The following is a 22,991-nucleotide window of genomic DNA, read 5'->3' as shown; positions in this document are numbered from 1 at the left end:
CGCTCACCCGTCGTAGTCGACGCGGACGGCGTCGGTGCTCGGGTGCGACTGACAGGTGAGCACGTACCCGCGCTCGATCTCGTCGGGCTCGAGGGCGTAGTTCTCGGTCATCGACACGGCGCCCTCGATCACGCGGGCGCGACAGGTTCCGCACACGCCTCCCGCGCACGCGAACGGCACATCGGGGCGCACGCGGAGCGCGGCGGCGAGGATCGTCTCGTTCGCGGCGACCGGGCTGTCGACCGAGGCCGACTGCCCGTCGAGCGTGAAGTCGATGCGGCGGACCGGTTCGTCCTGACGCACGCGCACCGGGCGCGCTCCCCCGGCCTGTGCGGGGGCGTCGCCCTCGCCCGCGGTGAACAGCTCGAAGCGCACGCGCTCGCGCGGCACGCCGACCTCGGCGAGCACCTGTCGGCACAGCTCGACGAGGGCGAACGGCCCGCACAGGAACCATTCGTCGACGGATGCCGGATCGATGAGGCGCGAGAGGATCAGCCGCAGCCGCTCGTCGTCGATGCGGCCCGAGAACACCGGCGCCGCGCGCTGCTCGCGAGACAGCACGTGATGCAGCGTGAGGCGCGACGGGTAGCGGTCCTTGAGATCGGCGAGCTCGTCGACGAACATCACGTCGGTCGACGACCGGTTCGCGTAGACGATGGTCATGCGACTGTCGGCGGATCGCTCGAGCACGTCGGCGGCGAGCGCCATGATCGGGGTGATGCCCGAGCCCGCGGCGATCGCGACGACGTGGCCCGTCGCCGTCGAGGCCTTCGAGACGAAAGTGCCCTGGGGGCTCATGACGTCGACCTCGTCGCCGGGGCGCAGACCCTCGTGCGCCCACGTCGAGAAGCGACCGTCGGGGTCGCGTTTGATGCCCACGCTGATCGAGCCGCGCGCCGGCGGTCGGCAGATGGAGTACGAGCGGCGCAGCTCCTCGCCGTCGACATGGGCGCGCAGCGCGACGTACTGCCCGGGCGCGTAATCGAACGCGTCAGCGAGGTCGTCGGGCACCGCGAAGGTCACCTCGATCGCGGTCGGGGTGAGCGGGCGCACGTCGGCGACACGGAGGGTGTGGAAGCGGGCGCGGGCGCGCGGGGTTCCGGGAGCGGCGGCCGGGGTCGTGGCATCCGTCATCGTCATCAGAGGGCCTTGAAGTGGTCGAAGGGCTCGAGGCACGCGCGGCACTCCCAGTGCGACTTGCACGAGGTGGAGCCGAACCGCGAGACCTCGCGAGTGTTCAGCGAGCCGCAGCGGGGGCACGCGACGCTCAGCATCACGCGGATGGGTCCCGCGGGCGCGCGTCCGGTCGGCGGGGCGATGCCGTACTCGGAGAGCTTGCGCTTGCCGTCGTCGCTCATCCAGTCGGTCGTCCACGCGGGGGTGAGCGTGGTCTTCACCACGGCGTGGTCGAAACCGGCCGCGGTGAGCGCGAGCACGATGTCGTCGCGGATCGCGTCGACCGCGGGGCAGCCCGAGTAGGTCGGGGTGATCGTGACCGTCACCGTGTCGCCGTCGAGGCGCACGTCGCGGAGCACTCCGAGGTCGTCGATCGTGAGCACCGGCACCTCGGGGTCGACGACGGCCGCGACGACCTCGCGCGCGTGCTCGAGGGTCGCGGTCACCACGTCGCCCCCGGATGCCGGCGGGCCAGCACCTGCATCTCGGCGAGCAACGGCCCGAACGACGGGTGGTGGGCGCCGCGGCGACCCCCCGCGGAGGAGCCGGAGATCGAGGGGACGGGCACGTCCTCTTCAGCCAGGACGGCCGCGAGCACGTCGTCGACGCGACCGCGCAGCGACGAGGGGCGCACCGCGATCCCCTCGAGACGCTCGTGCAGCGGCTCGTCGCGGAACAGCTCGTCGAGGTAGGGCCACACGTCGTCGAGGGCGACGAGGAAGCGCCGACGCGACTCGTCGGTGCCGCCGGCGAGGCGCAGCGTCCACTGCACCGCGTGGTCGCGGTGGTAGTCGACCTCCTTCTCGGCCTTCGCCGCGACCGCGGAGATCACCGGATCGGCGGACGCCGCGAGGTCACGGTACAGCTCGAGCAGATACGCGGATGCCAGGAGCTGACGGGCGATCGTGTGCGCGAAGTCGCCGTTCGGAAGCTCGAACAGCCAGGCGCTGCGGAACTCCGGCTCGTCGCGCCAGTAGGCGAGGTCGTCTTCGCTGCGGCCGTCGTACGACCCCGCGTAGCGCAGCAGCGAGCGGGCATGGCCGAGCAGGTCGAGGGCGATGTTGCCGAGGGCGACGTCTTCTTCGAGCTCGGGCGCGCGGGCGATCCAGCCGCAGAGGTTCTGCGACAGGATCAGCGCGTCGTCGCCGAGGCGCAGGGCGTAGGCGGCGACGTCGGGGTCGGTCGCGCGGTCTTCTCCCCCGGCCAACTCGGCCGAGAGCTCGCGCACGTCGAGCGAGACGTCGCCGTGAAGGTCGTGGGCGTCGGGGGCTTCGACGGGCTCAGCCACCGGCACCGCGTCAGGTCCCTGAGCCTGTCGAAGGGACCGGTCCCCCGCGTCGGGGTCTCCGACGGGCTCAGCCACCGGCGCTGCGTCAGGTCCCTGAGCCTGTCGAAGGGACCGGTCCCCCGCAGTCGGCTCCGCCACCGGCGCTGCACCGTGCTCGGTCGAGGTGCTCACAGGTGCGGCACCCCCTCCGACGCGGTGTAGTACACCGCGTGCCGGTAGTTCTTGCCCGCGGGCGACTCGAAGAACGCGCCTTTGGCTCCCGGGTCGCTCGTGGTCACGGCATCCGAGGGCACGACCCACACCGAGACGCCCTCACCGCGACGGGTGTAGAGGTCGCGGGCGTTGCGCACCGCGAGCTCGGCGTCGGGCGCGTGGAGGGAGCCGACGTGCACATGGCTCAGACCGCGGTTCGCGCGCACGAAGACCTCCCACAGGGGCCAGGTCTCGGCGGGGCTGCCGCCGGGGGTGGCCATCAGGCGGCCGCCGTCTCGGTGCGGGCAGCGCTCTTCTTCGCGGCGTAGGCCGCCGCGGCCTCTCGCACCCACGCACCCTCTTCGTGCGCGACGCGGCGGTTCTGCAGGCGCTGGCGGTTCAGCGGCCCCCGCCCCGCGAGAACCTCCTGGAACTCGGTCCAGTCGATCTCGCCCATGTCGTACTGGCCCGTCTCGTCGTTGAAGCGCAGCTCGGGGTCGGGCAGGGTCACGCCCAGCACCGCGGCTTGCGGCACGAGCATCGAGACGAAGCGCTGGCGCAGGTCGTCGTTGCTGAAGCGCTTGATGTTCCACGCCATCGACTGGGCCGAGTTGGGCGAGTCGTCATCGGGGGGTCCGAACATCATCAGGCTCGGCCAGTACCACCGGTCCACGGCATCCTGAGCCATCTTCCGCTGCTCATCGGTGCCCTGCATGAGCGTCAGCAGGATCTCGAACCCCTGGCGCTGGTGGAACGACTCCTCCTTGCAGATGCGCACCATCGCGCGGCCGTAGGGTCCGTACGACGCGCGGCACAGCGGCACCTGGTTGCAGATCGCGGCGCCGTCGACGAGCCAGCCGATCGCCCCCATGTCGGCCCACGTGGGAGTGGGGTAGTTGAAGATCGACGAGTACCGCGCCTTGCCGTCGACCAGCTGCTGCGTCATGTCGTCGCGCGTGATGCCGAGCGTCTGCGCGGCGGAGTACAGGTACAGACCGTGGCCGGCCTCGTCCTGCACCTTCGCGAGCAGGATCGACTTGCGCTTGAGGCTCGGGGCGCGGGTGATCCACGCCCCCTCGGGCTGCATGCCGATGATCTCGGAGTGCGCGTGCTGCGAGATCTGGCGGATCAGCGTGCGCCGGTAGCCGTCGGGCATCCAGTCGCGCGGCTCGATGCGTCCGTCGGCCTCGATGAGGGCGTCGAACATCGCCTCGCCGTCGAGGGCCTCCGTCGTGGGGGCGGTCATCGTCATCGTCGACTCCTTTTACAGACCGATCGTTCAGTAAAAGTGTAGCCGGGGGACGCACGAGCCGCAACGGCCGTGACCCTCGATCTCCGACCGGATGGAGTGGGGTCATGGCCGACACTGCGATCTTCGACGTCGACGGCACCCTCGTCGACACCAACTACCAGCACGCACTCGCGTGGTACCGCGCGTTCCGGCGCTTCGACCTCGTTCTGCCGGTCTGGCGCATCCACCGCTCGATCGGCAAGGGCGGCGACCAGCTCGTCCCCGCGCTCGTGGGCGACGCCGTCGAGCGCGAGCACGGCGACGCCCTGCGCGACGCCTGGAGCGAGGAGATCTCCCCCTTCATCGACGAGGTCCGCCCGTTCGACGGCGCGCACGACCTGCTCCTGGCCGTCAAAGAGCGGGGTTTCCGTGTCGTGCTGGCGAGCTCGGGCAAGAAGGACCACGTCGAGCACTTCCTCGATCTGCTCGATGCGCGCGAGCTCGCGGACGCGTGGACGACGTCCGACGACGTGGAGGCCAGCAAGCCCGCACCGGATCTGGTGCAGACCGCGCTCGCACGGGTCTCGGGCGCACGCGGCGTCATGATCGGCGACTCCCCCTGGGATGCGATCGCCGCCTCGAAGGCATCCGTTCCCACGATCGCCGTCCGAACCGGCGGCTTCTCCCGAGAAGAGCTGACGGATGCCGGGGCCGAAAGCGTCTTCGACAGCCTCCGCGACCTCATCGACGGGCTCGACGGCACGCCCCTCGCGCTCGCGGAAGGCTGAGGCGCCGCGCGGCCACCGCCGCATCGGCGAGACCGCACGCGGTCGTCGAGGACGCACCCGATTGAAGCCCGACGGGTGCGTCCTCGACGAAGCGGTGCGTCCTGGGCGCGCGGGCGCGAGGCCCCTTCGTCGAGCCGCGTCGGGGAGGCCGCATCGCGGGCCGGGCCGCAACGCAGGAGAAACGGCGGCGCGGCGAGCCCGATCCCGCCAACCCCGGCGGTCGACTCGGGCGGAGCCTCCCGATCTCCTGCGTTGTGCCCGAGAGGCGCGGCGCATCCCGCCCGACCCGCCGGGCCGGCGCGCCCCGGCTCTCAGCGCAGGTCGTACACGCGCTTGTACTTGCCCTCGCTGCGGGGCAGCACTCCCGGCTCCTCGACGCGCACGTCGACGGTCGTGCCGATCAGCACCTTGATGCGCTGCTGCAGCACGACGCCGGCGGCCTCGCACACCTCGCGGTCGAGGGCCGGATGCCGCTCGATGCGCACGGTCATGGCATCCATTCGTCCTTCTCGACGCAGCTCGAGCACGAAGTGCGGGGTGAGCTTCTCGATGCCCAGCACGATCTCCTCGATCTGCGTCGGGAAGAGGTTCACGCCGCGCAGGATGATCATGTCGTCGTTGCGGCCGGTGATCTTCTCGATGCGCCGCATCGCCGGGAACGCCGAGCCGGGCTGCAGCCGGGTGAGGTCGCGGGTGCGGTAGCGGATGACCGGGAACGCCTCCTTCGTGAGAGAGGTGAACACCAGCTCGCCCAGCTCGCCGTCGCCGACGGGCTCTCCGCTCTCGCCGTCGATCGTCTCGGGGAGGAAGTGGTCTTCCCAGATGTGCGGACCGTCCTTGGTGAGGGCGCTCTCGGATGCCACGCCCGGACCCATCACCTCGCTCAGGCCGTAGATGTCGACCGCGACGAGGTCGAGGCGACGCTCGATCTCGTGACGCATCTCGTTCGTCCACGGCTCAGCGCCGAGCACTGCGACCCTCAGAGAGGTCGAGCGCGGGTCGACGCCGGCCGCCTCGAGCGCGTCGGCGATCGTCAGGAGATAGCTGGGCGTGCACAGGATGGCATCCGGCTCGAAGTCCTGGATGAGCTGCGCCTGTCGCGCGGTCTGCCCGCCCGACATCGGGATCACGGTCGCGCCGAGGCGCTCGATGCCCGCGTGTGCTCCGAGGCCGCCGGTGAACAGGCCGTAGCCGTAGGCGTTGTGCACGCGATCTCCGGCGCGGATGCCGGCGGCGCTCAGCGAACGCGCGACGAGGTCGGCCCACCGGTCGAGGTCGCCCGCGGTGTAGCCGACGACGGTGGGGCGGCCGGTCGTGCCCGACGAGGCGTGGATGCGGCGGACGTCGGCCATCGGCACCGCGAACATGCCGAAGGGGTAGGTCTCGCGCAGGTCGGCCTTGGTCGTGAAGGGCAGCAGGCGGATGTCGTCGAGGCTGCGGATGTCGTCGGGGCCGACGCCGGCCTCGTCGAACTTGCGCCGGTACAGCGCGACGTTCTCGTAGGCGTGGCGCACGGTCCACTGCAGCCGCTCGAGCTGCAGCGCGCGCAGGCTCTCGAGCGGGATCGCGGTCGGATCGACGGATGCCAGGAAGTCGGGGCGCGATGCGGCGGTCAGGGTCATCGGGACACCTCCGTGGTCGTGAGCGCCTCGTCGCGCTCGGGGGCGGGGTTGGTTGTCGAGGTCCCGGAGCCATCCGAGGTCCCTGAGCCTGTCGAAGGGACCGGCCCACGCTGAACGCCCGCGGCTTCGACAGGCTCAGCCACCGGCGAAACCTCGCTTCCGCGCGAAATCGAAGTCCCTGAGCCTGTCGAAGGGACCGGGGCCTGCTGAACGCCCGCGGCTTCGACAGGCTCAGCCGCCGGCGAAACCGAGGTCCCTGAGCCTGCCGAAGGGACCGGGGCCTGCTGAACGCCCGGGGCTTCGACAGGCTCAGCCACCGGCGAAACCTCGCTTCCGCGCGAAACCGAGGTCCCTGAGCCTGTCGAAGGGACCGGGGCCTGCTGAACGCCCGCGGCTTCGACAGGCTCAGCCACCGGCGCCGGCGGCCGGCGATCCGTCGTGATGCTGCGGCCGCGCACCTCGGCGACGAGGTCGCCCGTCTCATCGGTCACGCGGATGTCGTACAGGCCCGTCCGGCCGCTGCGCGCGCGGCGGGCGGCGGTCGCGGTGAGCGTTTGCCCCGCGATCGTCGACTTCAAGAACGTGATGTCGGCGCCGCCGGCGACCGTGACCCGTTCGTCTTCGTTGCACGCGATCGCGAAGGCCGTGTCGGCGAGGGTGAAGACGAGTCCGCCGTGGGTGATCGCGAAGCCATTGAGCATGTCGTCGCGCACGGTCATCGACACGCGGGACTCCCCCGGCGCGTCGTGCTCGACGACCATGCCGAGCATGCGCGAGGCGTTGTCGTTGCGCATCATCGGCCGCAGGCTCATGCGAGCACCCCGGCCGGCCGAGGAGCGGGCGCCCACGTCTTGGCCACGAGCGTGAGCACGTCGTATTGCGCGACGAGCTCGTCGTTCTGGTTGCGGATCACGGCATCCCACCGCACCTCGCCGTACTCGTCGGTCTCGCGCGGGGTGATCTGCTTCGCCGTCAGGGCGACGCGGATGCGGTCGCCGGGTGAGACGGGAGTGACGAAGCGCAGGTTCTCGAGCCCCGAGTTCGCCAGCACCGGGCCAGGCGCGGGGTCGACGAACAGTCCCGCCGCCCACGACACGAGCAGGTATCCGTGCGCGACGCGGCCCGGGAAGAAGGGGTTCGCCGCCGCGGATTCCTCGTCCATGTGCGCGTAGAACGTGTCGCCGGTGAAGTTGGCGAACACCTCGATGTCGTCGAGGGTGACTTCGCGTTCGGCCGATTCCACGGCATCCCCGATCCGAAGATCCGAGAGGGGTTTGCGGAACGGGTGGACACCGGCGGAGTCGGTCTCGGCTCCCGGATGCCACACCCCGGTCAACGCGGTGAGCATGCGGGGCGAGCCCTGGATCGCGGTGCGCTGCATGTAATGGAGCACCGAGCGGATGCCGCCGAGCTCCTCGCCGCCGCCGGCGCGGCCGGGGCCGCCGTGCACGAGGTGCGGCACGGGGGCGCCGTGCCCGGTCGAGGTGCGGGCGTCGTCGCGGTCGAGGAAGAGGACGCGTCCGTTCATCGCACCCATGCGGGTGAGCAGCTCGGTCGCCACGTCGGGGTCGTGGGTGGCGACGCTGGTGACGAGCGACCCCCCGCCGCGTCCCACGATGGTGGCGGCCTCGGCGACGTCGGCGTATTCGACGATGCTCGCGACCGGGCCGAACGCCTCGATGTCGTTGACGGCCGGGGTCGCGGCATCCGCGAAGGCGAGCAGCATCGGCTGCAGGAACGCCCCGTCGACGGGCACTCCCTCGGGTGCCTCGGCCGATCCGACCACGAACCGCCCGCCGGCGTCGGTGAGGGCCCGGACCTGCCGCAGCACCTCGTCGCGCTGGGCGATCGAGACGACCGGTCCCATCGTCACGCCCTCGGCGCGCGGGTCGCCGATGACCACGCGCTCGGCGATCTTGTCGCGCAGGGCCTGAGCCACGGCATCCGTCATGCCCGTCGGCACGATCGCGCGGCGGATCGCCGTGCACTTCTGACCCGCCTTGGTCGTGAGCTCGACCAGCAGCTGTTTGACGTAGGCGTCGAACTCGAGGGTGCCGGGGGTGGCGTCGGGGCCGAGGATCGAGGCGTTGATCGAGTCGGTCTCGCTCGTGAACCGCACGCCGGGCTTCGCCTGGGCGCGCAGGCGCTCGGCGGTCGAGGCGCTGCCGGTGAACCCGACCGTGTCGCCCAGGTCGAGCAGGTCGAACAGGCCCGGGACGCTCCCGCTCACCAGCTGCAGCGATCCCTCGGGCAACAGGCCGGTCTCGACGACCATGCGCACCCACGCCTCGGCGACGTAGGCCGTGGGGGTCGCGGGCTTGACGATCGTGGGGAGCCCGGCGAGGAAGGCCGGGGCGAACTTCTCGAGCGCGCCCCACATCGGGAAGTTGAAGGCGTTGATCTGCACCGCGACGCCCGGCAGGCGCGTGTAGACGTGCCGGCCGAGGAACGAGCCGTCCTTCGACAGCGGCTCGATCGGTCCGTCGAGCACGACCTTTCCAGCGGGCAGCTCGCGCCGCGCCTTCGACGAGAAGGTGAACAGCACGCCGATGCCGCCGTCGACGTCGCTGAGGGAGTCACGGCGGGTCGAGCCGGAGCGCTCCGAGAGGGCGTAGAGCTCTTCGCGGCGCTCGTTCAGCGCGATCGCGAGGTTCTTCAGCACCATCGCGCGCTGGTGGAAGGTCAGCGCGCCGATGCTCTTCTGCCCCGTCTCGCGCGCGAAGGCGACGGCTGCCGCGAGATCGAGCCCGCGCGTGCTGACGCGCACGATCTCGTCACCCGTCGAGGCGTCGCGCACGATCGCCGCATCGGGGTCGCTCTCGGGGGCCCACCAGGCGCCGTTCACGTAGCTGGGGAGGAAGGTCATGAGGCGCTCCATTCGTAGAATCCGCGGCCGGTCTTGCGGCCCAGGTGCCCCTGGGCGACGAGGTCGCGCAGCAAAGCGGGCGGGGTGAAACGCACGCCGAACGCGCGCTCGAGCTCTTCGGCGATGCCGAGGCGCACATCGAGCCCGACGATGTCGGTGGTGCGGAGGGGCCCCATCGGATGCCGGTAGCCCAGCTCCATCGCGGTGTCGATGTCGTGCGCGGTGGCCACGCCCTCCTCGAGCATGCGGATCGCCTCGAGCCCGAGTGCGACCCCCAGGCGGCTCGACGCGAAGCCCGGCGCGTCGCGGACGACCACGGCGGTCTTGCCGATCGCCTCGACCCACTGGGTCGCTCGCGTGACGACCGCGGCAGTGGTGGCATCCCCCGTCACCACTTCGACGAGGCCCGAGGCGGGCACGGGGTTGAAGAAGTGCAGACCGAGGAACCTGTCGGGGCGGGCGAGCGAGGCGGCGAGCGCGTCGATCGAGATGGAGGAGGTGTTGGATGCCACGACCGCATCGCCCTGCACAGCTTCCTCGATCCGCGTGAGGGCGTCGAGCTTGAGGTCGCGATCCTCGGGAACGGCCTCGATCACGAGGCCCGCCTCGGCGAACGCCTCTGAGTCGACACCGGTGGTGAGGGAGTCGGCATCCGGGATCCGCGTGCCCCTTTCGGCCGAGCGCGCCAGGGCGGTCTCGACGCGCTCCCGCGCCTGGGCGGCGGCGGCCCCGTCGCGCTCGACGACGTGAACGCGGGCTCCGGCGAGCAGGAACGCGTGGGCGATCCCGGCGCCCATGCGGCCTCCGCCGAGTACCCCGACGACGGCGGGGACGGATGCCGTGGCTTCGACGGCCGTGGAGTCGGGCGCGGCGGCGGTACCGGCGCGGGAGGGAGACGTGGTCTCGGGAAGGGTCACTTCTTCCTCCTCTCGAGGAACGCGGTCATGCGGGCGCGCTTGTCGGCGCTGTCGAAGAGCTCGGCCTGCAGCTCGCCGTCGATCGCGGGGTGGTCGGCGCGGGGCGCGAGCAGCGCGCGCTTGGTCAGGATCGTCGCGCGCACCGAGTTCGCGGCGATGCGATCGGCGACCACGTGCGCGGCGGGCAGCAGGTCGTCGGGCTCGTGCACGCTCGACAGCAGCCCCCAGGAGAGGGCCTCGTCGGCGTCGATCACGCGCGCGGTGAGCAGCAGCTCGCTCGCGCGGGCGTGGCCGACGATCTCGGGCAGTCGCCACGAGGCACCGGCGGCGGCGATGATGCCGAGGCCCGGCTCGGGATTGCCGAAGCGCACGCGCGGGGTGCCGAGGCGGATGTCGGCCGCGTAGGCGAGCTCGGCTCCCCCGCCCAGTGCGAAGCCGTCGACCGCGGCGATCACGGGCATCGGGAGGTGCCGGATGCGATCGAACACCGTCGCGTTGATGCCGCGTCGCGCGTCGTCGCCCGTGCGCTCGCGCAGCTGGGCGATGTCGGCTCCCGCGGCGAAGATCCCGCCCGCACCGGTGACGATGAGCGTGCGGGGATCCGCCTCGAGCTCGGCGCACAGGGCGTGCAGCTCGTCGACCATGGCCTGATCGATCGCGTTGCGCACGCCGGGGCGGTCGAGGGTGGCGACGACGCGGTCGTCGGCGGCGTCGATGCGGAGGCGCGCTGACCCCGGCGCGCCGGTGGCTGATCCGCGTGCGCCGGTGGCTGAGCCTGTCGAAGCCCCCGGCCCCCGGGCGTCGCGGGTACCGGTCCCTTCGACAGGCTCAGGGACCTGAGTGGACGCAGGGGCCGGCGTGACGGAGGTGGCTGAACCCGGCGCGCCGGTGGCTGAGCCTGTCGAAGCCCCCGGCCCCCGGGCGTCGCGGGTACTGGTCCCTTCGACAGGCTCAGGGACCTGGGCGGACGCAGGGGCCGGCGTGACGGAGGGAGCTGAACCCGGCGCGCCGGTGGCTGATCCGCGTGCGCCGGTGGCTGAGCCTGTCGAAGCCCCCGGCCCCCGGGCGTCGCGGGTACCGGTCCCTTCGACAGGCTCAGGGACCTGGGCGGACGCAGGGGCCGGCGTGACGGAGGTGGCTGAACCCGGCGCGCCGGTGGCTGAGCCTGTCGAAGCCCCCGGCCCCCGGGCGTCGCGGGTACCGGTCCCTTCGACAGGCTCAGGGACCTGGGCGGACGCAGGGGCCGGCGTGACGGAGGTGGCTGAACCCGGCGCGCCGGTGGCTGAGCCTGTCGAAGCCCCCGGCCCCCGGGCGTCGCGGGTACCGGTCCCTTCGACAGGCTCAGGGACCTGGGTGGGCTCAGGGACCTGGGTGGACGCAGGGGCCTGGGTGTGCGCAGGGACCTCGGTGGACGCAGGGACCTGGGCCGATGCGGCCGACGTGCGCGACTCAGCCATCGATCCGCTCCACGATCATCGCGGTGCCCTGGCCGACGCCGACGCACATCGTCGCAAGTCCGTACCGCGCGCTTTCGCGCTCGAGGCGCCCGAGCAGCGTCACGAGGAGCCGCGAGCCGCTCGACCCCAGCGGATGCCCCAGCGCGATCGCCCCTCCATCGGCGTTGACGATCTCGGGGTCGAGCCCGAGGCGGCGCATGCACGCGAGCGACTGCGAGGCGAAGGCCTCGTTGAGTTCGACGGCGCCGAGGTCGGATGCCGAGAGCCCGGCCTTCGCGAAGGCCTTCTCGGTCGCCGGCACGGGGCCGAGCCCCATGATCTCGGGAGCGAGAGCGGCGGAGGCGTGCGCGACGATCCGCGCCCGCGGCCGGAGTCCGTACCGCTCGACGGCTTCGGCGCTCGCGACGAGAAGGGCCGAAGCCCCGTCGTTGAGCGAGCTGGAGTTGCCCGCGGTGACGACCTCGCGGTCCTTCACGACCGGCTTGAGCCTCGCCAGCGCGTCGATCGAGGTGTCGCGGCGCGGACCTTCGTCGGTGTCGACGACGCCCCGACCGGTGTCGACGGCGACGATCTCGCCCGCGAACCGACCGGCATCCTGGGCGGCGATCGCTCGCTCGTGGCTGCGCAGCGCGAAGGCGTCGGCATCCGCCCGCGAGATCCCGTCGAGGCGAGCGACCTCTTCGGCCGTCTCGGGCATCGAGAAGGTGGCCTTGTCGCTCGCGGCGAGACGCGGGTTGGTGAAGCGCCAGCCGATCGAGGTGTCGAACGCCGCCCCGGGCTTCGCCCACGCCTTCTCGGGCTTCGCCTGCACCCAGGGCGCGCGGGTCATCGACTCGACGCCGCCGGCCACGATGAGGTCGGCGTCTCCCGCGCGCACGGCCTGCGCGGCGAGCGCGATCGCGCTCATGCCCGAGGCGCAGAGGCGGTTGACGGTGAGACCCGGGATGCTGTCGGGAAGCCCCGCGAGCAGCACGGCCATGCGGGCGACGTTGCGGTTGTCCTCCCCCGCCTGGTTCGCGGCACCGAGGATCACCTCGTCGATCGCCTCGCCGGGAACGCCCGCGCGGGCCACCGCCTCGGCGACGACGAGGGCCGCGAGGTCGTCGGGACGAACGGACGCCAGAGTCCCGCCGTACCGCCCGACCGGGGTGCGCGCACCGCCGATGAGAAACGCGTCCGCCATCGTCTTCCTCTCCCCCGCCGACTCTGGCGGGGCCCGTCCACCTCGCCTGCGAGGTTTTCCGACCGATCGTTCAGTAATCATGCCACGACGGAGCACGAGGAGGCAACGGGCGGGTGCCGAGGGGTGATGCGGGGGCGGCCGTCGTGATCGACACTCGGGATCATCCGATCGCGGTACGTCCCCGGCGCCCGCGCGGCGGCCCGCGGGGGCAGTTCGGGCAGCGGAGGATGATCGGGCACGGGAGGACCTACCCGGCCCGCGAGATCCTCCGGCGAACGAATCTCCTCCCGCGGCGCGACCGCGCAGACGACGCCGGCGGCGAGCGCCCGCGGCGAGAAACAACGGTGCCCCCGACAGGATTCGAACCTGCGACGCCCGCGTTAGGAGTGCGGCGCTCTATCCCCTGAGCTACGGAGGCGGGGCTTTTCCAGCCTACTGCGCGGTGCGGGGCGAGGCCGTCGCGCGCGACCCGGCCCCCGAGTCGTCGGAGGAAAGCGGGCGGATGCCGTGTCGCAGGCCCGCGATGAGACCGTCGTCCCAAGTCCCCGGCTCGGCGGGGGTCGCTTGGCTCAGCTCGACGCCGGCCGGACCGATCGTCGCCGCACATACCAACAGCGACTCGAGCACGTGCCCGTCGTGCTCGTCGCGCCGCAGCACCGATGCCGACGGGTCGACGGTGGAGGCCTCGACGACGTCGAGCCACGGCATCCACCATTCCGATCCCTCGGCGAGGCCCGCATCGCGGAACGCCTCGAGCCAGCGCGCGATGCGCGGGGTGCCGGGGTCGTCGACCGCGTGGTGGGCGATCATGTGGGTCCCGGGCGCGAGGCGCGTGCGGCGGGCTTCGAAGCCGTCCCACTCGACGAGGTGCGCGCCGTGCGCGTCGACCTCGACGAGGTTGAAGCCGCGCGTGAGAGGAGCGTCCGGGATGCCGGCGCCGACCGCATCGAGGGGGATGCTCCCCCGGCTCACCACCTCGTCGTCGCGACGGGCCGAGAGGTCTTCGCGGTTGAGGAGCACCGCGAGGCGCGAGGCGTCGGGGTCGACGGCCAGCCAGGCGCCGCCGGCGCGGTCGTCGCGCACACCCAGAACGCCCGGACGCTCGGGCCACCAGGCGCCAAGGCCCCGCCACGGACGATCGCGGTCCTCGTCGCGGACGGCGAGGAGACGCACGGGCTCACCCGCGCGGTGGGGGACGTCGATCACGACCGTGCACATTCCGTCAACGCTACTCGCTGGCGGAGGGGCGGGGCCGTTCGCGCGTGAGCTCCCGCCGTGAGCGCCGCCGCACGCGCATCGTCGCCGCTCACGCACCCGCGACGTTACGAGAACAGGAGGAGTCACCGGAACAGGACGATCGGCGCTGTAACAGCCTGTTTCCGTGACATCTCCTGTTCTGGTGACGCGCTCCCGACGGCGGATGCGACCTGGGAGACTGGGGCGATGTTCGTCGTCGTCGGAGTCACCGGGGGAATCGCCGCCTACAAGACCGTGAGCCTCGTGCGGCTGCTGGTGAAGGCCGGGCACGACGTGCACGTGGTCCCGACCGCCGACGCGCTGCGGTTCGTCGGACTGCCGACGTGGGAGGCGCTGAGCCGCAATCCCGTGACCACCTCGGTGCACGACGACGTCGCGAAGGTGCGGCACGTCTCGCTCGGCCAGTCGGCCGACCTCGTCATCGTGGCCCCCGCGACCGCGAACACCCTGGCGTCGATGGCGGCGGGATTGGCATCCGACCTCCTCGGCACGACGCTGCTGGCGACGACCGCTCCCGTCGTGGTGGCGCCGGCGATGCACGCCGAGATGTGGCGGCATCCGGCGACCGTGCACAACATGGAGGTGCTGCGTGCGCGGGGCGTCCACGTCGTGGGGCCCGCCGACGGCGTGCTCACGGGAGGCGACTCGGGTCCGGGTCGCATGTCGGAGCCCGAAGAGATCGCCTCGGCCGCCCTCGCCCTCGTCGCGCGTTCGGGAGACCTCGAGGGTCTGGCGGTCGTCGTGAGCGCGGGCGGCACTCGCGAGCCGATCGATCCCGTGCGTTTCCTCGGCAATCGGTCGAGTGGCCGCCAGGGTGTGGCGATCGCCCACGCCGCCGCCGAGCGCGGGGCGCGCGTGACCCTCGTCGCCGCTCATCTCGACGGCGTCGTGCGGCCCGGACCGGGCATCGAGGTCGTCGGGGTGGGAACGGCCGACGAGCTCGGACGGGCGATGGATGCCGCTGCCCTCGAGGCCGACGTCATCGTCATGGCGGCCGCGGTCGCGGACTACTCCGTCGCGTCGGTGTCGGACACCAAGTTGCGCAAGCAGGACTCCCCCGGCGCTCTGACCCTCGAGCTGCGCGAGAACCGCGACGTCGTGGCGGGGCTGGTCGCGAACCGCCGCGCGGGGCAGACGATCGTCGCGTTCGCCGCGGAAACCGTGAGCGGCGATGCCGAACTGCTCGAACGCGCCCGGGCGAAGGCCGCACGCAAGGGCGTCGACCTGTTGGCCGCGAACGCGGTCGGGTGGACGCAGGGTTTCGAATCGACGCGGAACGCCCTGGTGATCGTGGACCGCGACGGAACCGTGGTCGCCGAGGTGGCGGGATCGAAGGACGACACGGCGCACGCCCTGCTCGATGCGGTGCTGACGGCGCGGGCGGGGCAGACGGGCTGAGCCCGCTCGGCACGCGTCCGGAGGCGGCCTGATCGCGGCCGCGGCGAAGTGGCGCGCGTGGGGCCACACGCGACCGAGGCCGGGCCCGCCTTTCGGCGAGTCCGGCCCCGGGCGGTGGTGCGTCAGTAGCCGTACATGTACTGCAGCTCCTGAATGACCGCGAACACCTGGCTCAGGATCATGACGAGCCACACGCTGCCGAGGATGAGCGAGACGACCGTGACCGCGATGGCGGCCCAGACCGGCGCGAGTCCCGAACCGGTGCGGCGACGCAGCACCACGCCACGACCGATGACGTAGACAAGGCCGGTGCCGATGGCCAGGACCGTGAAGATCCACGCCCAGTGGAACGGACGGTCCACGCCTCGCGCACGGAGCTGACGCCAGTCGAGGAAGGCGAACACCACGGTCAGCGCGGTGATCAGGAGGCTCACGACGCTCGCGACGATGCTGACCAGCGAGCTGGTCATCGAGGTGCCGCCCATTCCGCCGGAGGCCATGTCGGCGTAGACCGAGTCGCGGATGAACGATCCCCAGTCGAAGAGGAACAGCCCGAGCACGCTCACCAGCGGCAGCGCGACGATCAGCCAGATCCAGACGGTGTTGGTCTTGATGTCGCGGCGCGGGGCGGCGTCGTAGCCAGCGGACGTCGAGGCGGGGTAGGCAGGGGCGTTCTGGTATCCGGGTGCCGAGCTGTACGCGGGGGTCGAGCCGTAGCCGGGCGTCGAGCCGGGGGCGGGCGTCGAACCGTAGGCGGGAGCGGATGCCGGCGTCGCGCCGTACCCCGGAGTCGCGCCCGAGCCGGCGGCCGCGCCGTATCCGGGTGCGGCACCCGAACCGGACGCTGCGCCGGAGTCCGTGGAGGCACCGTGGGCCGAGGCGACTCCCGCTGCGGCAGCTCCCCCGACCGCGCCGGCAGCGGCAGCCGCCGCAGCAGCACCGCTCGAGCCGTGTGTCTGAGCCGACTCGTGCGCACGCGTCTCGCCCGGCGCCTCGACGGACGCCTGGCGGTCGGCCGCGCCGAGCGGATCCGGCTGCACCCCGTCGGCATCCGATTCGTGCGACTCCGCCGCCACGTGGTGCTCGCCGTGACCGTCGGTGCCGTACCCGGCGGCGTCGAGACCGGCAGCAGCGCCGACCGCGTCGTGTCCAGCAGCATCGTGGCCGACCGCGTCGTCGTGGCTGAAGGCGTCGTGACCGACGGCATCGTGACCGACAGCATCGTGCTCGACGACATCGCCAGCTGCGTCGTGACCGACGGCATCGTGACCGGCGACATCGCCGGCTGCGTCGTGACCGGGAGCATCGTGACCGACAGCATCGTGACCGGCGACATCGCCGGGAGCATCGTGACCGGCAGCGTCGCGCCCGGCGACATCGCCGGCGGCATCGCGACCGGCAGCATCGTGCTCGGCAAAATCGCCGGCAGCGTCGTGACCGGCGGCGTCGTGCTCGGCAACGTCGCCGGCGACGGCCGCATTCGCGTGGTCGTCGTGTGCGACGGCATCCGCCCCCTGCGTCGAGGCGCTCGACGCGCCGTCGGCGGAGCGCACCTCGTCGGTCCAGGAGGTGCCGTTCCAGCGGCGCAGCCCGCCGCCTCCGGCGGGGTCGGGGTACCAGCCGTCGGGCGGAGTGGGAGTGTCGGTCATGTCGTTTTCCCTGTCTGGTCGGAACGAACCACGGTGGGCCCGAGTCTAGTGAGGCCCTCCGACGTCACCGGAAGTCGCGCGAGGCGTGGGCGACACCGACGCGCAGATCGGTGAATCCGTCGGCCACCACGTTCGTCACCCCCTCGACCGAGCGCTCGAGCATGCCCCGCACGATCAGGGCGGGCGACTCGCGCGCCACGCGCCGGTACCTGTTCCACACTCCGACCGAGCAGATGATGTTCATGAGCCCGTGCTCGTCTTCGAGGTTGAGGAAGGTGATCCCGGATGCCGTGGCCGGCCGCTGACGATGGGTGACGAGCCCTGCCACCTCGATGCGCCGATCGGTCTCGAAGGTGCGCAGCTCGCGGGAGGTGAGCACACCGCGCGCATCGAGGGCGGAACGGAAGTGCGTCATCGGATGATCGTCGGCGGAGAGCCCTGTCGCCCAGAGGTCGGACGCGAGGATCTCGTAGCTCGACGGGTCGGTGAACAGCGGAGGCTGCACGGCCACGAGGGAGTCGGGCAAGAACTCGGGGCGGTCCAGGGCCGCCGAACCCGACAACCAGATCGCCTCGCGGCGCGTGTGCCCGAGGCTCTCGAAAGCGCCTGCCGTGGCGAGGGCCTCGAGTTGGGCGGTGACCAGCCCCGTGCGCCGCACGAGATCGCGCAGGTCGCGGTAGGCGCCGTTTCGCTCGCGCTCGGCGACGATGCGCTGAGCCACCTTGGCGCCGATACCGGTGACCCCCGCGAGTCCGAGTCGCACGGTGAATCCGCCGTCCCGCCGGTGCGCGAGCGTCTCATCGGGTTCCGACGGATCGAACTCCCCGGTGGGCGGCTGCTCCGCGTGCGCGCACGCGTCGAGCCCGGTCGGTGCGGGCCGACCGCGGGCGGCGGTACCGCTGATCCCCTCCGACGCCGCTCTCGTCGCGGCATCCGGTGCCGCCTCGAACCGCACCCCCGCGCGAGCGCTCGCCCCTGTGCTCGCCTCCGCCCCGTCGACGGCCTCGAGCGTCGCCTCGACCCCCGAATGCAGCAAATCGGGGCGGCGCACGACCACGCCGTGTCGACGTGCGTCGGCGGTGAGCGTCGCCGGCGAGTAGAAGCCCATGGGCTGCGCGCGCAGGAGTCCCGCGAGGAAGGCCGCCGGGTAGTGCAGCTTGATCCACGAGCTGGCGTACACGAGCAGAGCGAACGACAGCGAGTGCGACTCCGCGAACCCGAAGTTGGCGAACGCCTGGATCTTGGCGTACAGCTCGTCGGCGACCTGCCCGACCAGGCCGTTCTCGGCCATGCCGGCGTAGAGCGTCTCGCGCAGGGAGTCGATGCGCTCGAGCCCGCGCTTGGACCCCATCGCCCGACGCAAGAGGTCGGCGTCTTCGGCCGAGCAGTTGCCGATGGCGACGGCCATCTGCATGAGCTGCTCCTGGAACACCGGCACGCCCATCGTGCGCGCGAGCACCGGTTCGAGCTTGGGGTGCACATAGGTGATGGGTTCTTGCCCGAGCTTGCGCCGCACGAACGGGTGCACGGCCCCACCCTGGATGGGCCCGGGGCGGATGAGCGCGATCTGCACGACCAGGTCGTAGAACTTGCGCGGCTGCAGGCGCGGCAGCAACCCCATCTGGGCGCGGGACTCCACCTGGAACACCCCGATCGAGTCCGCCCGGCAGAGCATGTCGTACACCGCCTTCTCTTCTTTCGGCAGCGTCGACAACTCCCAGGACTCGCCCGTGGCGTCGCGGATCAGGTCGAAGCAGTACTGCAGCGCCGCGAGCATGCCCAGTCCCAGCAGGTCGAACTTCACCAGCCCCATCCACGCGGCGTCGTCTTTGTCCCACTGGATCACCGTGCGGTTCTCCATGCGGGCGTGCTCGATGGGCACGACCTCGCCCACCGGTCGATCGGTCAGCACCATGCCCCCGGAGTGGATGCCGAGGTGCCGGGGGGCTTTGAGCAGCTCGGAGGCGAACTCGATGACCTGGTCGGGGATGTCGTGGTCGGCTCCCGACTCGAGCGTCGCTCCCCAGCGCTCGACCTGCTTCGACCAGGCGTCCTGCTGCCCCGGGGAGTGCCCGAGCGCGCGCGCCATGTCGCGCACCGCGTTCTTGGGGCGGTACTGGATGACGTTCGCGACCTGCGCCGCCCGCTCGCGTCCGTATTCGCCGTAGACCCACTGGATGATCTCTTCGCGACGGTCGGAGTCGAAGTCGACGTCGATGTCGGGCTCCTCGTCGCGCAGGCTCGACAGGAACCGTTCGAACGGCAGCTTGTAGAAGATCGAGTCGACGGCGGTGATGTCGAGCAGGTAGCAGACGGCACTGTTGGCCGCCGAGCCGCGCCCCTGGCACAGGATGCCGCGCCGCCGCGCCTCGGCCACGATGCCGTAGACGATGAGGAAGTAGCCCGGGAAGTCCTTCATCTCGATGACCTCGAGCTCGCGCTCGATGCGCCGTCGATCGTCGTCGGACAGATTCGGGTACTTGCGGGGCACGGCCTCCCACACCAGATGACGCAGCCACGACATGGGCGTGTGCCCCTCGGGCACCTTCTGCTTCGGCAGTGCGGGCTTGGCCCGACGCAGCGGGAAGGCGATCTCGTCGGCGAGCGTCACCGTCCGCGCCACCGCCCCCGGGTACCGGGCGAAGCGCGCCGCCATCTCGACCCCCGAGCGCAGATGCGCGCCCGCGTGCGAGGGAAGCCACCCGTCGAGCTCGTCCAGGCCCCGGTTCGCCCGTACCGCGGCCACCGCGGCGGCGAGCAGCTGCTTCTGCGGGGCCGCGTAGTGCACGTTGTTCGTCGCGAGCGTCGGGAGCCCTCTCTCTGCGGCGAGAGCGGCCAGCACGTCGTTGCGACGCGAATCGAGCGGGTCGCCTTGGTCGATGAGCTCGACGTAGACAGACCCGGGGCCGAACAACCGCACCAGGGTGTCGAGTTCGCGGGCGGCGCCGGTGGGGCCCTCGGATGCCAGCGCCTGGCGCACCGCGCCCTTGCGGCATCCGGTGAGCACCGCCCAGTGCGAGTCCTCCGGCCCGCCAGCGCGCGCGGCGAGGTCTTCGAGGTCGTAGACGGGACGCCCCTTCTCGGCACCGGTGAGTTGCGCGTGGGTGATCGCGGCGGCCAGGCGGTGATACCCCTCTTCTCGGCGGGCGAGCACGAGCAGGTGGGATCCTTCGGGGTCGGCCTCGCCGTTCTGCGGGCCGGTGAGCCCGAGGGACAGTTCCGCCCCGAACACCGTCTTGACCGCTCGGGCCTCGGCCGCCTCGGCGAAGCGGACGATCCCGTAGAAGCCGTCGTGATCGGTGAGGGCGAGCGCATGCAGGCCGAGGCGCTCGGCCTCTTCGACGAGTTCTTCGGGTGAGGAGGCGCCGTCGAGGAACGAGTACGACGAGTGCGCGTGCAACTCGGCGTAGGGCACGGCGTCGGCGGGGCGCTCGATCGACGGCGGCACGTAGGCGCCGCGCTTGTGCGACCAGGCCGGGCTGTCTCCGCCGTCGCCGTTGGTCGGCGTGCCGGTCGGACGTCGGGCGTCGCTGAGCATGCGCTCGAGCTCCGACCACTTCACCGGGGGGTTGTTCCAGCCCATCAGCGCATCCCTGCCTCGCGCGACCGGGCGGCCGCGACACGCCCCGCGGGCCGGGCCGGGACGGATCGACCCTCAGTCATAACGCCCCTCCGCTCGCCATTCGCCCTCTTCGACCACCAGCAGCCACGCGCCGCCATCTGTGTCGACCACCTGGAAGCGGTGGGCGCGCCGCGCGCGCAGGGGGTCCCACCCGCGTTCGCTGATGGGCCACGGACCTGCCCACTCGCTGATGCGGCGGCGTTGCCCGGCGGTCTCGAGCATCGCCGGCGGAGCGCTGAGCACGTCGCGCTCGCCCACCGTGACGGAGGCGCCGGCGATGTCGGTGACGCCGACCGGCCGGGGTTCGGGGTAGACGACGGCCGGCAGGGGGTCGGGGAGACTGCCCGGCCATGGACGCGCGCGATCTTTCGCGGTGATCGCCCTGTCGCCCCACGGCACGAGCACCTGACGCTCGGCGAGCCAGCGCCCGCCGCCGATGACGGGGGTCACCACCCCGCGGTGGCCGAGCATGGCCTGCACACGCGAGAGGGCGTGGTGCACGCGCTCGTCGGGGCCGGCGCCGAACAGCCCCTTGGCGTGATGGGCGGCGGCGTCGACGGCTTCGGGCTCGATGTGCACCCCGGCCACCCCGCTGCCGAAGATGCCCTGGGCGTCTTCGGCCAACTGCCAGCGCACGCGATCGACGACACCGGCGGCGTCGAACGACCCGGGGTGCAGCCATACGCGTTCGCTGCGCTCACCTCGCTCGCCCGTGAGCACGACCCGCAGTTCGGTGCACACCAGATCGTGCGCTCCCAGCTGCGCGATGAACTCCTCGGCCGCGACGCGCATGCCGAACGCGATCTGGTCGGCGAGCTCGAGCGGGGGTTCGAACGCCACTTCGCGGTGCAGCTCGGGCGGGGGCGTGCGCGGCTGCACCGGTTGGGAGTCGAGCCCCGCGGCCAGGGCGTGCAACCGCACGCCGCGTTCGCCGAAGCGCTCGCGCACCCGCTCGACGGGGAGAGCTGCGAGAGCGCCCAGCGTGTGCACGCCCAAGCGCGAGAGGAGGCTGCCGAATTCGTCGTCGTCGAGCGTGGCGATCGACAGGGGCGCGAGGAACACCCCCGCATCTCCGGGCGCGACGATACGCACCGGGTCGTCCGCGGCGGCGGACCGTGCCGCGTGCTCGGCCGTGAACACGCCGTCGGCCACGCTCGCCCGCACCCCGGAGAACCCCTCGTCGTCGAGCAGGCGGATGAACATGCGCGCCGCCTCGGCCTCGCCGCCGTAGTACCGCGCCGGCCCTCGGGACCGCAGCGCGCACAGACCGGGCCGCACGATCTGCACGCCGGGCGCCCGCTCTTCGATCCGCGCGACGACGGGGGCGAACGCCCGCGCATCGCGGACGGGATCGGCCGCCACCACCTGCAACGACGGGCACAGCGCCTGGGCGTCGCGACGCTTCTGCCCGCGGCGCACGCCCTGCGCGCGGGCAGCCCACGAGCAGGCGACGACGAGGTTGTTGGCGAACACCGCCACCGCGGCATCCGGCTTCGGCGGGGTGGTGGCCTCGTGCGCGAACGCCGTGATGGGCCAGTCGGGGAACCACAGCACCAGGCTGCGCGTGGGCGCCTGCATCAGCCGACCGCCCGCGCACGGAAGGCGTCGCGTTCGCGCGGGACGAGCCGCTCGGCGGGGGCGCCCAGAAGCTCGATCGACCCGTCGGCGGCGGGGAGCAGCATGCGGGCCCGCCGTGCGTTCGGCGAACGGCGGCTGCTTACCGACACCGTCAGCTCACGACCCGCCAGGTACCCGTGGCCCTGCCCGAGACCCGACCATCGGGGGTCGGCCACGTCGATGACCGCCTCGGCCTGGGGCCACTCCCCCTGCACGAGCAGCACCGACCCGCGATCGCGCAGACGCGCGGCCAGGCGCGTGGTCTCGGCGCCCCCGCGTGCGGCGGAGGAGCCGGCCGGGGGCCGGACGGCGACGACCGGCAACACCTCGGTGATCGTCGCCGTCACCGCGAGCCAGCGCGGCCCGGGGTCGGGGATGAACACGAGCCGATCGAGGTCGAGCCCGTACTTCTCCGCCGCCTCGGCACCGAGCTCGGGCATGCCGATGACCCCGCACCAGGCGCCGTCCTGCGAGGGGCGCGCCATGAGCGCCAAGAGCAACGAGGCGGAACGGGCGAGGGAGTACGCCGACCCCGACCGGAGCCCCCCGCCGGGCAGCAGCGAGGTGAACGCGGGATGGGTCGGCAGCACCGGGGCGTCCATGCGCCGCCCCTGCATGCGCTCGAGGCGATCGCGCAGCGCATGGATGTCGGGTACGGCCTGTACCTGGTCCCGCATGATCGCCCTCACTCCCACAGGTTAGAACATCTGTTCTATCGCCTCAATCCC

At 72.1% G+C, this 22,991-nt stretch carries 18 protein-coding genes and 1 tRNA gene; 2 read left to right on the top strand and 17 right to left on the bottom strand.

Annotated features, from left to right (window positions below):
- Nucleotides 1-3: 3 nt before the first annotated feature.
- From paaE to paaA, 5 genes are all read right to left on the bottom strand, one after another.
- Nucleotides 4-1,140 carry a 1,2-phenylacetyl-CoA epoxidase subunit PaaE gene (gene paaE, locus ABXS86_RS16060; RefSeq protein WP_353665118.1) on the bottom strand — a complete coding sequence of 379 codons (1,137 nt, stop codon included), beginning with the start codon at nucleotides 1,138-1,140 and terminating at the stop codon, nucleotides 4-6.
- Nucleotides 1,140-1,625, bottom strand: a complete 486-nt coding sequence (gene paaD / locus ABXS86_RS16055; RefSeq protein ID WP_353665117.1) for a 1,2-phenylacetyl-CoA epoxidase subunit PaaD — start codon at nucleotides 1,623-1,625, stop codon at nucleotides 1,140-1,142. The genes paaE and paaD overlap by 1 nt, the downstream gene beginning before the upstream one ends.
- Nucleotides 1,619-2,464 carry a 1,2-phenylacetyl-CoA epoxidase subunit PaaC gene (gene paaC, locus ABXS86_RS16050; protein ID WP_353665116.1) on the bottom strand — a complete coding sequence of 282 codons (846 nt, stop codon included), beginning with the start codon at nucleotides 2,462-2,464 and terminating at the stop codon, nucleotides 1,619-1,621. The genes paaD and paaC overlap by 7 nt, the downstream gene beginning before the upstream one ends.
- A 167-nt stretch (nucleotides 2,465-2,631) precedes the next feature.
- On the bottom strand, nucleotides 2,632-2,937 hold the full coding sequence (gene paaB / locus ABXS86_RS16045; RefSeq protein WP_055838158.1) for a 1,2-phenylacetyl-CoA epoxidase subunit PaaB: 306 nt from the start codon (nucleotides 2,935-2,937) through the stop codon (nucleotides 2,632-2,634).
- The gene (gene paaA / locus ABXS86_RS16040) at nucleotides 2,937-3,908 is read right to left on the bottom strand and encodes a 1,2-phenylacetyl-CoA epoxidase subunit PaaA (RefSeq protein WP_353665115.1); all 972 of its coding nucleotides are present in this window, start codon (nucleotides 3,906-3,908) and stop codon (nucleotides 2,937-2,939) included. The genes paaB and paaA overlap by 1 nt, the downstream gene beginning before the upstream one ends.
- A gap of 104 nt (nucleotides 3,909-4,012) precedes the next feature.
- Here paaA and ABXS86_RS16035 point away from each other — a divergent pair, with 104 nt between their 5' ends.
- Nucleotides 4,013-4,675, top strand: coding sequence for an HAD family hydrolase (locus ABXS86_RS16035; protein ID WP_353665114.1), 663 nt, complete (start codon nucleotides 4,013-4,015; stop codon nucleotides 4,673-4,675).
- Between the two features lie 311 nt (nucleotides 4,676-4,986).
- Here the strand turns inward: ABXS86_RS16035 and ABXS86_RS16030 are convergent, their stop codons facing one another.
- From ABXS86_RS16030 to ABXS86_RS15995, 8 genes are all read right to left on the bottom strand, one after another.
- On the bottom strand, nucleotides 4,987-6,297 hold the full coding sequence (locus ABXS86_RS16030; RefSeq protein ID WP_307212831.1) for an AMP-binding protein: 1,311 nt from the start codon (nucleotides 6,295-6,297) through the stop codon (nucleotides 4,987-4,989).
- A complete protein-coding gene (gene paaI / locus ABXS86_RS16025) occupies nucleotides 6,294-7,109 on the bottom strand; it encodes a hydroxyphenylacetyl-CoA thioesterase PaaI (protein ID WP_353665113.1) in 816 nt (271 codons plus the stop codon). Before paaI ends, ABXS86_RS16030 begins: the two co-directional genes overlap by 4 nt.
- The gene (paaZ, locus tag ABXS86_RS16020; protein WP_353665112.1) at nucleotides 7,106-9,163 is read right to left on the bottom strand and encodes a phenylacetic acid degradation bifunctional protein PaaZ; all 2,058 of its coding nucleotides are present in this window, start codon (nucleotides 9,161-9,163) and stop codon (nucleotides 7,106-7,108) included. The genes paaI and paaZ overlap by 4 nt, the downstream gene beginning before the upstream one ends.
- Complete coding sequence (locus tag ABXS86_RS16015; RefSeq protein ID WP_353665111.1) at nucleotides 9,160-10,080, bottom strand: 3-hydroxyacyl-CoA dehydrogenase family protein; 921 nt, start codon at nucleotides 10,078-10,080, stop codon at nucleotides 9,160-9,162. The genes paaZ and ABXS86_RS16015 overlap by 4 nt, the downstream gene beginning before the upstream one ends.
- Complete coding sequence (locus tag ABXS86_RS16010) at nucleotides 10,077-10,796, bottom strand: enoyl-CoA hydratase/isomerase family protein (RefSeq protein ID WP_353666256.1); 720 nt, start codon at nucleotides 10,794-10,796, stop codon at nucleotides 10,077-10,079. The genes ABXS86_RS16015 and ABXS86_RS16010 overlap by 4 nt, the downstream gene beginning before the upstream one ends.
- 733 nt (nucleotides 10,797-11,529) lie before the next feature.
- Nucleotides 11,530-12,720, bottom strand: coding sequence for a thiolase family protein (locus ABXS86_RS16005; RefSeq protein WP_353665110.1), 1,191 nt, complete (start codon nucleotides 12,718-12,720; stop codon nucleotides 11,530-11,532).
- Between the two features lie 345 nt (nucleotides 12,721-13,065).
- A tRNA-Arg gene (locus ABXS86_RS16000) sits at nucleotides 13,066-13,138 on the bottom strand.
- 14 nt (nucleotides 13,139-13,152) lie between these two features.
- On the bottom strand, nucleotides 13,153-13,938 hold the full coding sequence (locus tag ABXS86_RS15995) for an NRDE family protein (protein ID WP_353665109.1): 786 nt from the start codon (nucleotides 13,936-13,938) through the stop codon (nucleotides 13,153-13,155).
- Between the two features lie 225 nt (nucleotides 13,939-14,163).
- Here ABXS86_RS15995 and coaBC point away from each other — a divergent pair, with 225 nt between their 5' ends.
- Nucleotides 14,164-15,375: a bifunctional phosphopantothenoylcysteine decarboxylase/phosphopantothenate--cysteine ligase CoaBC gene (coaBC, locus tag ABXS86_RS15990; RefSeq protein ID WP_353665108.1), complete on the top strand. Its 1,212-nt coding sequence runs from the start codon at nucleotides 14,164-14,166 to the stop codon at nucleotides 15,373-15,375.
- 122 nt (nucleotides 15,376-15,497) lie between these two features.
- Here coaBC and ABXS86_RS15985 read toward each other — a convergent pair whose 3' ends face one another.
- The 4 genes from ABXS86_RS15985 to ABXS86_RS15970 all read right to left on the bottom strand — a co-directional run bounded on the left by ABXS86_RS15985 (nucleotide 15,498) and on the right by ABXS86_RS15970 (nucleotide 22,940).
- The gene (locus tag ABXS86_RS15985; protein WP_353665107.1) at nucleotides 15,498-17,024 is read right to left on the bottom strand and encodes a DUF2510 domain-containing protein; all 1,527 of its coding nucleotides are present in this window, start codon (nucleotides 17,022-17,024) and stop codon (nucleotides 15,498-15,500) included.
- A 64-nt stretch (nucleotides 17,025-17,088) separates the two neighbouring features.
- The gene (locus tag ABXS86_RS15980; RefSeq protein WP_353665106.1) at nucleotides 17,089-20,607 is read right to left on the bottom strand and encodes an error-prone DNA polymerase; all 3,519 of its coding nucleotides are present in this window, start codon (nucleotides 20,605-20,607) and stop codon (nucleotides 17,089-17,091) included.
- A 72-nt stretch (nucleotides 20,608-20,679) separates the two neighbouring features.
- Entirely contained in the window at nucleotides 20,680-22,224 is a 1,545-nt protein-coding gene (locus ABXS86_RS15975) for a DNA polymerase Y family protein (RefSeq protein WP_353665105.1), read from the bottom strand.
- Nucleotides 22,224-22,940, bottom strand: coding sequence for a hypothetical protein (locus tag ABXS86_RS15970; RefSeq protein ID WP_154097498.1), 717 nt, complete (start codon nucleotides 22,938-22,940; stop codon nucleotides 22,224-22,226). Before ABXS86_RS15970 ends, ABXS86_RS15975 begins: the two co-directional genes overlap by 1 nt.
- Nucleotides 22,941-22,991 lie beyond the last annotated feature (51 nt).

The sequence above is a fragment of the Microbacterium sp. che218 genome, from assembly GCF_040436305.1.
In the GTDB taxonomy this organism is placed as follows: Bacteria; Actinomycetota; Actinomycetes; order Actinomycetales; family Microbacteriaceae; genus Microbacterium; species Microbacterium algihabitans.
The sequence above is the reverse complement of the archived record's forward strand: the minus strand, read 5'-3'. Positions and strand labels throughout refer to the sequence as shown.